At 45.5% G+C, this 12792-nt stretch carries 16 protein-coding genes; 15 read left to right on the forward strand and 1 reads right to left on the reverse strand.

What is annotated here, in order from left to right:
- The 11 genes from ABW391_RS17685 to ABW391_RS17735 form a co-directional block, all read left to right on the forward strand.
- Window positions 1-920: helicase-related protein (locus tag ABW391_RS17685; protein ID WP_353483232.1), on the forward strand; the 920-nt coding region annotated here is incomplete at its 5' end.
- A gap of 31 nt (window positions 921-951) precedes the next feature.
- Complete coding sequence (locus ABW391_RS17690; protein WP_353483233.1) at window positions 952-1452, forward strand: hypothetical protein; 501 nt, start codon at window positions 952-954, stop codon at window positions 1450-1452.
- Entirely contained in the window at window positions 1452-1757 is a 306-nt protein-coding gene (locus ABW391_RS17695; protein ID WP_353483234.1) for a hypothetical protein, read from the forward strand. The genes ABW391_RS17690 and ABW391_RS17695 overlap by 1 nt, the downstream gene beginning before the upstream one ends.
- Window positions 1750-2196, forward strand: a complete 447-nt coding sequence (locus tag ABW391_RS17700; protein ID WP_353483235.1) for a hypothetical protein — start codon at window positions 1750-1752, stop codon at window positions 2194-2196. The genes ABW391_RS17695 and ABW391_RS17700 overlap by 8 nt, the downstream gene beginning before the upstream one ends.
- 32 nt (window positions 2197-2228) lie before the next feature.
- Window positions 2229-2867 carry a hypothetical protein gene (locus ABW391_RS17705; RefSeq protein WP_353483236.1) on the forward strand — a complete coding sequence of 213 codons (639 nt, stop codon included), beginning with the start codon at window positions 2229-2231 and terminating at the stop codon, window positions 2865-2867.
- 1 nt (window position 2868) lies between these two features.
- Window positions 2869-3213 carry a hypothetical protein gene (locus ABW391_RS17710; protein WP_353483237.1) on the forward strand — a complete coding sequence of 115 codons (345 nt, stop codon included), beginning with the start codon at window positions 2869-2871 and terminating at the stop codon, window positions 3211-3213.
- Window positions 3210-3779 carry a hypothetical protein gene (locus tag ABW391_RS17715; protein WP_353483238.1) on the forward strand — a complete coding sequence of 190 codons (570 nt, stop codon included), beginning with the start codon at window positions 3210-3212 and terminating at the stop codon, window positions 3777-3779. Before ABW391_RS17710 ends, ABW391_RS17715 begins: the two co-directional genes overlap by 4 nt.
- A 498-nt stretch (window positions 3780-4277) precedes the next feature.
- The gene (locus ABW391_RS17720) at window positions 4278-5222 is read left to right on the forward strand and encodes a hypothetical protein (protein ID WP_353483239.1); all 945 of its coding nucleotides are present in this window, start codon (window positions 4278-4280) and stop codon (window positions 5220-5222) included.
- A gap of 31 nt (window positions 5223-5253) precedes the next feature.
- Window positions 5254-6240: a toprim domain-containing protein gene (locus tag ABW391_RS17725; RefSeq protein WP_353483240.1), complete on the forward strand. Its 987-nt coding sequence runs from the start codon at window positions 5254-5256 to the stop codon at window positions 6238-6240.
- On the forward strand, window positions 6221-6934 hold the full coding sequence (locus tag ABW391_RS17730; RefSeq protein WP_353483241.1) for a hypothetical protein: 714 nt from the start codon (window positions 6221-6223) through the stop codon (window positions 6932-6934). Before ABW391_RS17725 ends, ABW391_RS17730 begins: the two co-directional genes overlap by 20 nt.
- Entirely contained in the window at window positions 6928-8385 is a 1458-nt protein-coding gene (locus ABW391_RS17735) for a DnaB-like helicase C-terminal domain-containing protein (protein WP_353483242.1), read from the forward strand. The genes ABW391_RS17730 and ABW391_RS17735 overlap by 7 nt, the downstream gene beginning before the upstream one ends.
- Here ABW391_RS17735 and ABW391_RS17740 read toward each other — a convergent pair.
- The gene (locus ABW391_RS17740; protein WP_353483243.1) at window positions 8382-9299 is read right to left on the reverse strand and encodes a hypothetical protein; all 918 of its coding nucleotides are present in this window, start codon (window positions 9297-9299) and stop codon (window positions 8382-8384) included. The two genes, ABW391_RS17735 and ABW391_RS17740, sit on opposite strands and share 4 nt — an antisense overlap.
- A gap of 69 nt (window positions 9300-9368) precedes the next feature.
- Between ABW391_RS17740 and ABW391_RS17745 the strand changes: the two genes are divergently transcribed.
- From ABW391_RS17745 to ABW391_RS17760, 4 genes are all read left to right on the forward strand, one after another.
- Window positions 9369-9617, forward strand: a complete 249-nt coding sequence (locus ABW391_RS17745; protein ID WP_353483244.1) for a hypothetical protein — start codon at window positions 9369-9371, stop codon at window positions 9615-9617.
- A complete protein-coding gene (locus ABW391_RS17750) occupies window positions 9568-10359 on the forward strand; it encodes a hypothetical protein (protein ID WP_353483245.1) in 792 nt (263 codons plus the stop codon). Before ABW391_RS17745 ends, ABW391_RS17750 begins: the two co-directional genes overlap by 50 nt.
- Window positions 10356-12260 carry a DUF6267 family protein gene (locus tag ABW391_RS17755; RefSeq protein WP_353483246.1) on the forward strand — a complete coding sequence of 635 codons (1905 nt, stop codon included), beginning with the start codon at window positions 10356-10358 and terminating at the stop codon, window positions 12258-12260. The genes ABW391_RS17750 and ABW391_RS17755 overlap by 4 nt, the downstream gene beginning before the upstream one ends.
- A 63-nt stretch (window positions 12261-12323) precedes the next feature.
- Window positions 12324-12764 (forward strand): hypothetical protein, encoded by a 441-nt coding sequence (locus ABW391_RS17760; RefSeq protein ID WP_353483247.1) that lies wholly within the window; start codon window positions 12324-12326, stop codon window positions 12762-12764.
- The last annotated feature ends 28 nt before the right edge of the window (window positions 12765-12792 follow it).

Here is a 12792-nt window from a genome sequence, read left to right on the forward strand (position 1 = left end):
ACATGGAACAAGATGTTGGTGTGTATTTTGGCGATAGAAAAGAGTACGGGCGCCAACACACTATTTGTACTTGGCAAAGTCTAAACATACTGTTGAAGAATACCAAAGCAGGCACAGGTGAAGTAACCATTGACGAGTTCTTGGAAGGTGTGGTATGCGTTATTGTAGACGAAGCACATATGGCCAAGGCTGATGCCCTCAAAACTCTGCTGACAGGTGTGATGGCTAGAGTGCCAATTCGGTGGGGGTTGACTGGAACTATCCCCAAAGAAAAGTTTGAAAGTCAGGCTCTGCTGGTAGGGCTTGGCCCGGTTATTGGTCGCTTGAGCGCCAATGAACTACAACAGCAAGGTGTGTTGGCCAATTGTCACGTGAACATTGTGCAACTGGTAGACCATGTGGAATACAAAGAATATCAAAGTGAACTAAAATACTTGCTGGAAGAGTCAGGCCGATTGGACACCATGGCCGAACTAATCCGTCGGGTAAACGAAACAGGCAACACCCTGGTACTGGTGGACAGAGTTGCTGCCGGCAATGAATTGGTTGCACGACTGGGAGACAAAGCAGTGTTTGTGTCAGGCGCAACAAAAGGAACAAAAAGGCAAGAAGAATATGATCAAATTGCAGACTCAACAGACAAAATCATTGTGGCCACTTACGGTGTGGCAGCGGTTGGAATTAACATACCGCGAATCTTTAATCTGGTGCTTATTGAACCTGGCAAGAGTTTTGTTAGGGTTATCCAGTCAATTGGTAGAGGTATCCGAAAAGCAGAGGACAAAGATCATGTGCAAATTTGGGACATCACTTCAACCTGCAAGTTTGCCAAGCGACACTTGACCAAACGCAAACAGTTCTACCGGGAAGCCAACTATCCTTTCAGTTCAGAAAAATTAGAGTGGATGAAAATCGCTTGACTTTTCAATCACAATCCTGTAACATATAACTATGAGAATACTAACACTAGACAACACTTACTACGATCTAAATCAACTGCCTGAGGAAGTAGATGACATGCGTTTTGCCATACTTGACAACTCAAATCCAGCAGATCCAGACTATCACTTTATCCCGCTGATCTTTTTAGAGTCGTTTAATGCTCCTGCCCTGGTGTTGCGTATCGGAACACAAACAATCAAAATGCCCATGGATTGGCAGATCTTGATTGGAGAGCCTGATGTTGGAGATCTTGAAGTGCTACCGTTGACTTCGATCAATGACAGAGGCTTTAAAGTATTTCAATTCAATCCACTAAGCAGTTACAGACCCAGTTTCCCGGACATCGAAATACTAGATGTGTATCATGAGGTCAACTGGTACGCACCCAAACTCAAGAATGGCCAAATGCTGGCCGTGCCCTTGAATGATGATGCTGAACCCGACTGTGCGTACTTTGTGAAAGACGTCAGCCGCAACTGTGAAATTGTCAACTACAATCTGGCCTGGTAATGTCGCAACTCAAACCTGACACCAAGTACATATACGAACGTGCCAATGGTGTGGTTTACGCTCGGGAGTTTGGCGCTGGTCCAGGTGATCGAACAGTCGTAGGATATGACTATGATCCCATTACAGGACAAAAGATACCACACCAATGGGATTCAAGAACCAACGACGGTAGACCTTTACATGATCACATGAAGGAAGACCAACTGTGGGGACAAATTCGCCGTGAGGCAAAAACCAATCCCACTTTACAAGATGCACTGGCTCATGCTATAATGATCTATCGACTGACCAAAACTGATGAGTGATAAACTAAACATTGCCAACGAGATGCGCATGTTCGACCGTAAGGTCAGAACATTCTACGACGACTTGACCCCAGAAGAGCGCAAGAAGTTTTCAAACTATCTCATGATACGTTGGGGAAGTGCAGTGGAAGGATCAAGAGAATTACAAGAGTTCTATGTGATCAGTTGCAATGAGCGCCTGAACAAACACTTCTTTGATGTAAGCAAGCATCCTAAACTACACTGGCTCATGGCCACAAGTGTAAGTCCAGGCATGGGCACACCAAGGCATCCTTGGATAGCCCCCAAGAAAAAAGAAGCAGGACTCAGCGCCAAACGCAAGGCATTGATGGCCATGTACCCCACCTACAAAGATGACGAGATAGATGTCATGGCGCAGATAACAACCCAAAAAGAAATAGACGCATACAACCGAGCCGCAGGCAACGACAAGAAATGACATTCACGTGTGAGTATTGCAAGAAAACGTTCATGAAAGAATCATCCATGTTGGTGCATTCTTGTGAGCCCAAACGCAGAAGACTTGCTCGAGACGAAGTAGGAGTACGCATGGGCTTCCAGGCATACATCAAGTTCTATGAAACCATGCAAGGATCGGCCCGGAACAAAACACACGATGACTTTTGTGACTCACCATACTACCGGGCATTTGTTAAGTTTGGAAACTATTGTGTAAACACTCATGTGATTGCTCCTCCACGTTTCATGACCTGGTTGTTGAAAGCACAAAAGAAAATTGATCACTGGTGCAGTGACAAAATCTATACAGAGTACTTGATAGAATACCTGCGTGTGGAAGCGGTAGATGATGCGCTGGCTCGTGCAATAGAACACAGCATACGTTGGGCAGAAGAAACAGGCAATCCCCCACATGATTGGATGCGCTATGGCAATACCAATGCACTATGTTATGCTGTTGCGGCTGGACGTATAAGTCCTTGGGTAATTTACAATTCAGAATCGGGACAAAAGTTTCTGAGTGAACTGAGCACAGAACAAGTGGCCATGGTCTGGCCCTACATTGATAGTGACGCTTGGCAAAAGAAGTTTGTAAACTACCCAGCAGATCAAGAGTATGTGAAAGATATATTGAACAAGGCAGGATGGTAACATGATTAAAAATATCACACCGGGACCGGGCATCTACGTTGCGGCCAACAATTTCAGCACACCTTATGTTGACATGAGTCGACCCAGTGCAGGCATGGTCCGGTACAATGGATCAAATTTTGAAGTATACAACGGGTCAGACTGGGTGCAGTTCAGTTCGAGTATTCCACAGATTGAACTGGACGGCGTAACACAGGAAGCAGTTCAGTGGGTTCGTCGCAAAATGGAACAAGAAAAACAATTACTAGAGTTGGCAAAAATTCACCCCACACTAGCAGATGCCTTATTGGCTAGAGATCGTGCAGAAGATGTTGTTAAAATTGCAGCCGCATTGTGTAAAGTATGAGCGCAGATATTGATATTGACTTTGCCAACAGGGAAACTGTGTTGCGACTGATTCAGCATGTGCCTGCACGACAAAGCAATGGACGCCGGCACAACTCGGGTATCTATGTAACAGACATTCCTCGGGATCCTGTCAATCAGTGCGCCGCCATAGATTACGAAGAAGCAGAGCAACGTGGTTATTTTAAACTGGACTTTTTGAACATGAGTGTGTATCAGTTGGTTCGTGATCCTGCACACTATGAGGCAATGTTGACTGCAACACCGCCCTGGGAACGACTGTGGTCGGATAGTACTTGGGCCAGCCAACTGGTACACGTGGGCAATTATACAGACCTACTTAGAGTAATGAAACCAGATAGCATACCCAGAATGGCAGCCTTTATATCCATTATACGCCCTGGCAAAGCACATTTGCAAACATGCCCTTGGGCAGAAGTGTTTGCCAGTGTATGGGATGGGGACGAATCTCGAGGCTACACATTTAAGAAAAGCCACGCAGTTTCCTACGCGGCCCTGGTAGCCTTGCACATGAATCTCACTAGTCCATCCGTCGCACAAGAGTAATTGATTTACGTTTACTTTTCTTGCGAACTATGTCCAGCAAACTGCAAGCAGGACCGTGTAGTATTTCCAAATCTTTGTTGACAAAAGTGCGTAGGGTATAGCGGAACTGTTCCCAGTCTCGGCGTAAAAAGATGTTTATGGGGATTGATCGATTGCTTTCCCACCACCAAGTTGATGCTAATTCTAGAAATAGTACCTTGGATTCCTGGTCCAAGATACTGCCAAAGTCGTAGATAGTTGTAACAATATCGTCCCTGTTCTGTACCACACCCACATATTCTGCATTGGCATAAACGCACAATGTTATGAAGGGATATTTTTCTGTCAATTTTTCAAAGATATTGTTACCCATAAATACTTGCTGAGGATCCTATGTATTCAACCACCGTTTACTTATACCAACAACTCGTCCGGGTACTTTTGATAGACACCAGTGGCGGATATTTTACAAAGAGGTACGACCCAGTGTACGCAAAACAATTAACAATCAACAAAGGAGTGGATAACGTTCTACTCTTTGAATTTATCAATCAAGACCAGAAGCCTGTGAATATTGCAGGTTCTAGTTTTGTTTTCCGTGTGGTAAATCAAACAGGAGATGAACTCCTGGTTACCAAGCCCATGGAAATACTAAGTTCTGCACTAGGCAGAGTCAAAGTGGTGCTGGATACCACAGACACCATTAACATTCAAGCACAACCTGCCAGTTACAGCATACAACGCACAGCAGGCAACTATGTACAAGCCGCCTATACGGATGCCAATAGCCAAGCCAGAGCAGATTGCAACATTGTGGACTCAATATTGCCACAGCACATACCATCCGCAGAATGCACAGTGCCTGACATGTACGGCAAGAACAACTACTTTGGCGTGGGTCCAACACAATGGCCGGACTGGGCGCTAACACCACAGCCAATCAACGCCATCCAATCAACCGAATTCTACTCAAGTTTTATACCCACAAACGGCGCAAGCCTGACCACAGTCAAGTATGACCTGGTAGGCTACACAGGCACAGTCAAAATACAGGCTGCTCAAAACTATGAATCAGTCTGGTACAATGTCACAGAGTCAAGACAATATCTATGCGATACTGTAAGTGATTATCTCAACGTAGTTGGTTACCATCCACTGTTGCGATTGGCATTCAACAACTCCATCGGCTATGGTGCCGCGGGTACTGTACAAGTTACAAATACTGTGGTAACTTCGGTTAGTATTACCAACCCCGGCGTTTACTATGTGGCACCGCCTTTGGTTGAAATCCTAGGTGATGGTTCTGGTGCAACTGCCACCTGTACAATTGATCCCAACGGTGGTGTGGCTGGTGTCACTATCACCAATGGCGGATCAGGTTATTTGCCGGTTCAGTTCCAAAGCAACGTAAGTGCCACAGCACTGTTCACAAACGGACGAGTACAAAACGTTCAATATCGTTGATCTAGTGTAACTAATCTGTTATAATCAACAGATGCTAGACGTACTTGCTTATCTACCTGCAAAAAGAAAACCCAGTCCACAGGGCTGGCTGAGTTTCAATGCGGTATGTTGCACCCATAATGGCAACTCACAAGACAAACGTGGACGTGGTGGCATCAAGGCAACCGAATCGGGTTGGAGTTATCATTGCTTCAATTGCTCATACACGGCCAGTTTTATTCTAGGTCGTACTGTTAGTTTCAAAGCCCGACGATTACTAGGGTGGATGGGTGTACCGGATAACGAGATTGACATGCTCAATCTTGAAAGTCTGCGGCATCGTAGCATACACGGCATTTTGGAAGATCGGCAACGAGTATTCAATACGTTAAGTGCTATTGAGTTTGAAGAAGCAGATGACTTTCCTCCGTTCTCGGAAGTGGTCACATCTGAGCATCCGGTATACTGGGATTACATACGCCGGCGCAGTGTTCCAGAAGACTTTCCCATAATGACATCAATCAAGACAGATGGTGTTCATTGGACTAGACCGTTTGTGTTAGTACCGTTCACTTATGACAACAAAGTTATTGGTTGGACTGCTAGATTCTTGGATGACAAACAGCCCCGGTACATCAATCACTCACAGCCGGGTTATGTGTTTGGCACAGATCTACAACATGCCAACTGGCAACATGTGCTGGTGATGGAAGGCATCTTTGATGCACTCTCAATTGGTGGGCTTGCTGTGATGCACAACACCATCAGCGATGGCCAAGCAAGATTGATTCGCAGTCTTGGACGTGAAGTTACTGTGGTACCAGACCAAGATGTCGCAGGTGTAGAACTTATTGACCGTGCTGTGGAACTGGGCTGGGCAGTGAGCATACCCGAGTGGCCAGCAGGTTGCAAAGACGTCAATGACGCTGTGATAAAACTAGGACGATTAGGGGCCTTGCTAACTATTATGGCCTCAAGAGAAACTAGTCGAATCAAAATAGAAATAAGGAAACGACAACTTGTCAAAAAAATACAATAGGCTTTGGGTGTTTGGCGACAGTTACAGTACACCGGATATTTGTGTTTCCCCACAAGAAAGTTTTTGGGGGTTAACTGCTTCTGCATTGTGTGTTGATACTGTGATCAATTGTAGCAGACCCAAAATAAGTTTTGACAGTGTGTGTCAAATGCTAATAGGTGAACAACAAAGATACAACTTTGATCAAGACTTTTTTGTCATTGGCCTGCCGCCATTGGAAAGAATTACTGTGTTTGACAATTACCAAGACACAGCACTAGTGAGTTCCGTATTTGATACAAAAACCTGGCAGGCACAACCCAGTAATGTCACAAGCCATCATGGATTGGTAAACTTGCAGTACAAGGAACTTGATCGATTGTCAGTGTTGATCAGTGATCGTAGTTGGATCGAAACTCAAGTGCTACGACAGGTATTTTTAATAACTCGGTGGTTGGATTCTTGCGACGCTAACTACATTATTGTAAATCTCAGTAAAAATTTAGATCCAACCAATCACTGGGGACCAAGCCAATACATACTAGATTATTGTGTAAATCACAACAGATGTAAATTATTTGATGGCTCCATGTATGATGTCAACTTAAATATCAACCGGCCAGCAGACTATGATAATTTTGGTTGGCACGGGCACCACGGACCTGCTGGCAACCGACATTTTTTTGAAACAAGCGTAAAGGACAAACTTTGTTAAAAGAATACGGACTTGATGTCCAAAGACTATTTCTAGAAATGATGTTGGAAGATGCAACAAGTTATGTGCGTGTTCAAAACATCTACAACCCGCAGAACTTTGACCGAAGTTTGAGACCAGCGGCTGAGTTCATCAAAGAACACACAGACAAACACAAGACCATGCCCGAAAGGTCACAGATTTCGGCAACCACAGGCATCAAACTTGCCGCAGTGCCGGACTTGAACGAAGGCCACTTTGACTGGTTCATGGGTGAGTTTGAAGCGTTTACCCGACGTCAAGAACTTGAACGTGCTATTTTGAAGTCAGCAGACTTGCTGGAGAAAGGCGAATTTGAACCCGTTGAGAAACTTATCAAAGATGCAGTACAAATATCACTCACCAAAGACATGGGCACGGATTACTTTGCTGATCCTAAGGCTCGCATTGAGAAATACTTTAACTCGGGCGGGCAAGTAAGCACAGGATGGCCACAACTGGATAGATTGCTGTATGGCGGATTCAGTCGAGGTGAACTCAACATCTTTGCCGGAGGTTCAGGTTCGGGCAAGTCACTGGTCATGATGAACATTGCACTGAACTGGTTGCAACAAGGGCTCAGTGGCGTTTACATTACATTAGAACTTTCAGAAGAACTAACAAGTTTGCGAACTGATGCCATGTTGACCAACATGAGCACCAAGGACATCAGACGTGATATGGACACAACAGAACTCAAGGTAAAACTTGTAGCCAAAAAGTCGGGCAACTATCAAGTCAAAGGCCTGCCGGCACAAAGCAATATCAATGATATCCGTGCTTATTTGAAAGAGTATCAAATTCAAACCGGCAAGAAAGTTGACTTTGTGATGATTGACTATTTGGACCTGCTAATGCCAGTTAGTGCCAAGGTGTCGCCCAACGACTTGTTCGTGAAAGACAAGTATGTGTCAGAAGAACTACGCAACTTGGCCAAAGAGTTGGCAGTGCTAATGGTCACTGCATCGCAGTTGAACCGTAGTGCAGTAGAGGAAATTGAATTTGATCACTCGCATATTTCAGGTGGTATATCTAAAATCAACACAGCAGACAACGTGTTTGGTATCTTTACAAGCCGTGCCATGAAAGAGCGTGGCAAGTATCAAATACAATGTATGAAGAGTCGTAGTTCAACAGGTGTTGGTCAAAAGATTGACCTGGAGTACAACATTGAAACCATGCGTATCACAGATGAAGGCGGAGACGAGGGAACTGGTTACAACAAGCCACAAAGTTCGATCATGGATTCAATCAAGGCACGAAGCCAAGTCAAGGCTGCCGATACTGGAGAGTCAAGTGACTCGTCTCCACCGTGGGAACGTGCTACAGGAACACCTGCTTGGGAAAAACCACCACAGGACACAGGCAAAGTCACAGCAGATGTCCAAAGTGCAAAACTAAAACAACTGCTGGGACAGATCAAATCAAATTAAGCCGCAACGCCCTCAATCACCACAAAGTTAAACACAGGTGCATCAGAGGCTGTGCCACTCACAGCATTAAACGTAATTCTAAAACTGCCAGCAGCCACAGCAGTAACAAATGCATTGTAGACGTTGGTGCCAGATTTTTGATTCACAACAATCACATCAGTTGCAGTTACCAAAGTGTTGGTCACTGTAAAACTGGTATATGCTGAAGTACCGGCTGCGGTGAACAATGTAATGGCACCTGAACGTTTGCTTAGTGTAACACCTGTGGTGCGACTTGTGCCTTGTGTTACTGTGCCTCCTGCTCCTGCGGCGTACCCAATACCAGTTCCGGCATTGGCCAACAATGGACGATTCAAATCATAGATGGCAACGGTAGTGCCTGAATCTACTGTGCTGAATGCAAATCTGTATGTGCCAGTAGCCCCAAAAGTGATCACGTTAGCGGCATATCCTTGGATGCCACTTGTGCCCACGCTGACTGCGGCAGGCAATGTAACTGTATAACCAGTATTGGTCACCACAACGTCAACGTACACAACACCTTCTGATCCCGCGGCGGGCCAGTTTGAAAAACTCAAACTAATGTTGGCAGTGGGCGCAACCAATTGATATTGTGCGGCTGAGTAATCAATAGGAATAGCACCTGCGGTGGCAGTTTGTTGCACATACGTGTAACTAACGTCTTGCAATTTAACGGCGTATATTAAGTTATCCGCCATGTTGTTGTCAAGTGTGGTACCTGTTAGTGCGGCTTTGAAAACACCTTTGTTTTCCAAGTCAGTGATCTCTGTTGCGGCTGTTTGGAAATTGGTTTTGATGTTGGTAAAATTATCTCTAAAGCCCTGTGTGTTGTTGGGTTGGCCCGCAACGGGGTATTGGCCGTCGATGTTGTTGGGGTTGATTTGACTTGTCATGGGTGATCCTGTATAATAGATATTTATTAGAATCTAAAAAGCACTAAATAATCCAAAGGCCCAGATCGAATGCAGAAAAAGACCCGAAGTTTGCTAGAAGAATTAGACTCAATGTATGTGGAGCTGGATCGCCGCCTGATCATTGAAACTAGGGCTGACAGCGTGATTGCCAGTGCCATACGCCTGATTGAACAGATTGAATCGGAGTTTGGTGCAGAGCAAGCAGACAACCTCACACGCAAACTGCTCAATGCCATACGCACCAAAGATGCTGGCAAGTTTTCGCGATCTGTCAGGAGAACAAATGCAGATTCATGAAATAACTCAACGCAAATTAAACGAAGCAGGATTTGCTCAAGGACTTGCGACTGGGCTAGGGTCAGCCCTGGGTAAAGTTGGCGTCGCAGGTCCAGACCTAGCACAAGGTGACAAAACAGGCCCATCAATGGATAGAGCCGATGCTCTGAGAATGGGACAAAAACTAACACAAACTCTAATGCCGATTATGATGAAAAACTGGGCAGAAAGAGTTAAATCTGCTGTGGCTATTAGCAAAAATCCTACTACTGGAGCACCTTCTACTGGACCAGCCGACATGACGCCTGACAGTCAAAACACATTAAAAGTTGAATTAGATGATATCATTGGACAAGCCATTCAACCACGCGGCGGCTTTGATTATAATAGATTAGAACAATATGCAGGTGCTGATCAATTATCCAAAAGCCAGGCACAAGTGATCACACAGGCAATTCAAACCGCCGCCGATCAAATATTCAAAGCCACAATAGATCCCAAGGGCAGTGTCAACACAGCACAGGCCTGGAAAAGTCTTATGTCTGATGGTATTGCTCCAGCACAAGGTATTATTGCGTTTGATAACAGCGGTGGTGGTGTTACTGGTGGAGTAAAAGTTAGACCAGGCCAAGCAGCCACAAGACCTACTGGATTGCCCTATCCTGATGATTATGAAATAAATCTTGGACAAGACTGGGTAACAAGAGATTTTAATAATCCTCAACATATGGCATTTTTGCGTAAACAGGCTGGATTGGCATGATGTATCTCAATGAAGGTGGCAATGTTTTCAAAGATGCACAAGGCCAGCCACTAACACAACGCATCAAACAAGGGGACATCGCCAGCACAGTGGCCTGGCTGGAAACAGTCACAGGTCTTGATCTATCACATGATCGAGATGAGAACGGGATTCCCGTCAAGTGGCTGGGCTCGACAGGCAAGAAACCCGACTCAGGTGATTTGGATCTTGCTGTGGATGCCAACGAAATAACCAAGGCCGAACTCAAGGGCATACTAGATGCCTGGGCCACAAAAAACAAACAAGATCCCCGAGACTGGACACGCCTCACAGGCGAAGCAGTGCATTTCAAAACACCCATACAAGGTGATCCAAAGCGTGGCTATGTGCAAACAGATTTTATGTTCATGCCCAATTTAGAATGGGGAACATTCTGGCTAGGTGGTGGCACAGGATCGGCTTACAAAGGCGTATTTCGTAATGTGCTGATGTCAAGCATCGCCAAAGCACTGGGACTCAAAGCCTCAGCCAAAGGCATCATCAGTCGTCAAACAGATCGAGTGGTCACAATGGATCCAGATCAAGCCGCTGGTATATTGTTGGCCCCACAGTACAAACGCAATCAATTGATGACTGTGGAAAGTATTTACAAGGCCCTGGCAATGGATCCTGATCGTGATACCAAACTGGCAGACTTTCGTGAGTATATTGCACGTGAGGGCGTAAAAGAACCTGACATGGGTGTGGCCGAAAGTGACGTGAACTTTCTAGCACGATTACGTGACCGTATTGTAAATCGGGGCTACGTTGCTCTTGTAGAAGCAGAACAATCTGGTGTGGGTGGCCGAGCCAAGGGTATTGAGCACCTGGAAGATCTAGTGTTCCGCCGTGGCACACAAGGTATTCGAGATGCACTGGAAATTGTTGGCCATGCTACACAACAACCCAAGACAGTCACCGCCAAGTGGGACGGCAAACCTGCTGTGATATTTGGCCGTAAGCCACTCAATGGCGAGTTTGTGTTGACAGATGGTTCGGGCTTTGAAGCCAAAGGCTACGATGGGCTTGCTACAAGTCCTAAAATGATGGCAGACATACAAAATAAACGTTCAGGTGACAGAACTGAACTGATTAATTTGTACGCAGAACTGTTTCCTGTGCTAGAGGCCGCACTACCGCCTAACTTCCGTGGCTATGTCAAAGGCGACTTGTTGTACATGTCAACACCGCCTGTGGAAGCAGGCAACTATGTGTTTCGACCCAACACAGTGGAATACAAAATTCCTGTCAAGAGCGCACTGGGACAACGCATTGGTTCTAGCAACATCGGTATTGCCATACACTCAATGTATGCAGATGCAGGTGATGCACGTCAGCCACTGAGCGGAGTAAAGTTTAACGAGGTTCCGGGACTGATGTTGGAAAGGCCAGCAAGTCCTCGGGCACTCGAAACTGAAACCAACGCTGAGAAACAACTCAAACAACTAATTAAATCTCAAGGTCGAGCAATTGACACGCTGTTTAATCCCACAGAATTACGAGCACACAAGATCACAGACCTGGCAAAACTGTGTGTGGACTTTATCAACACCAAAGTTGGCAGCCCGCTCAACGGTGCCACACTATTGCCTGAGTTTGGCAAGTGGCTGGAGACCCGAGTAACACCACAAAAGTTCCGTAACATTGTGGAATACTTGAACAGCCCTACATCTAATACCCCTGCATTGGCTGCGGCGTTTAATGCTTTTAACTTGCTACATGATGTCAAAATGCACTTGTTACGTCAAGCAGATACTGAACACCCAGGACAAGAAGGCTGGGTCATGGCCACCCCTGTAGGCTATGCAAAAGCAGTAAATAGATTTGATCCCAATGCATTTGCGGCACAAAATCGTCAGCGAAACAATCCGCAACAGGCATGATTTTTCCAAATTGACTAAATAAAAGCAGGTCCATAGAGACCACTAACTTAAAGGAAAATCGAAATGGCAACATTCACAAGAGTAAATGGTACTACCCAACCAGTGTTTGCACTGGACGTAGCAAACGGTTCTATCGCTGGTACAGCAAACGTCGCGGCCCAAGGTCCAGTGATGTTGTCTGGCCCAAAGCTAGACTTCTTCTTATTGACAGCAAATGCCGCATTGACAAATGCTGGTAACGTCAACGGTTATTTGAACAACGTGTTCCAAGCAGTTCAATCTGGTGCTGGCATCACTGGCGGCGGTGCAGGCGGAACAATTGCGTTCTACCAAGCAGGTGCAACAGCAGGTACAATCAACATTGCTATCTACCCAAGCGGTGCTTACACAACAGCAACATTGGTAGCGGCTGCTCAAACAGCCAATGCAACTGGTGGCTTGAACATTGGTATCCCAACTGCCAACGTATCCAATGCGGCTACGTTCACTAGTTTGGTTGCTTAATAACTAATTTTTAGTTAACCAACCCTGG

This window comes from Haliscomenobacter sp. (assembly GCF_040403615.1).
Taxonomy (GTDB): domain Bacteria; phylum Bacteroidota; class Bacteroidia; order Chitinophagales; family Saprospiraceae; genus Haliscomenobacter.

Excerpts from the sequence above, each read along its gene's own strand:
- ABW391_RS17690 (WP_353483233.1), top strand. The coding sequence starts at position 952 with ATGAGAATACTAACACTAGACAACACTTACTACGATCTAAATCAACTG.
- ABW391_RS17695 (WP_353483234.1), top strand. The coding sequence starts at position 1,452 with ATGTCGCAACTCAAACCTGACACCAAGTACATATACGAACGTGCCAAT.
- ABW391_RS17700 (WP_353483235.1), top strand. The coding sequence starts at position 1,750 with ATGAGTGATAAACTAAACATTGCCAACGAGATGCGCATGTTCGACCGT.
- ABW391_RS17705 (WP_353483236.1), top strand. The coding sequence starts at position 2,229 with ATGAAAGAATCATCCATGTTGGTGCATTCTTGTGAGCCCAAACGCAGA.
- ABW391_RS17710 (WP_353483237.1), top strand. The coding sequence starts at position 2,869 with ATGATTAAAAATATCACACCGGGACCGGGCATCTACGTTGCGGCCAAC.
- ABW391_RS17715 (WP_353483238.1), top strand. The coding sequence starts at position 3,210 with ATGAGCGCAGATATTGATATTGACTTTGCCAACAGGGAAACTGTGTTG.
- ABW391_RS17725 (WP_353483240.1), top strand. The coding sequence starts at position 5,254 with ATGCTAGACGTACTTGCTTATCTACCTGCAAAAAGAAAACCCAGTCCA.
- ABW391_RS17740 (WP_353483243.1), bottom strand. The coding sequence starts at position 9,299 with ATGACAAGTCAAATCAACCCCAACAACATCGACGGCCAATACCCCGTT.
- ABW391_RS17745 (WP_353483244.1), top strand. The coding sequence starts at position 9,369 with ATGCAGAAAAAGACCCGAAGTTTGCTAGAAGAATTAGACTCAATGTAT.
- ABW391_RS17750 (WP_353483245.1), top strand. The coding sequence starts at position 9,568 with ATGCTGGCAAGTTTTCGCGATCTGTCAGGAGAACAAATGCAGATTCAT.
- ABW391_RS17755 (WP_353483246.1), top strand. The coding sequence starts at position 10,356 with ATGATGTATCTCAATGAAGGTGGCAATGTTTTCAAAGATGCACAAGGC.
- ABW391_RS17760 (WP_353483247.1), top strand. The coding sequence starts at position 12,324 with ATGGCAACATTCACAAGAGTAAATGGTACTACCCAACCAGTGTTTGCA.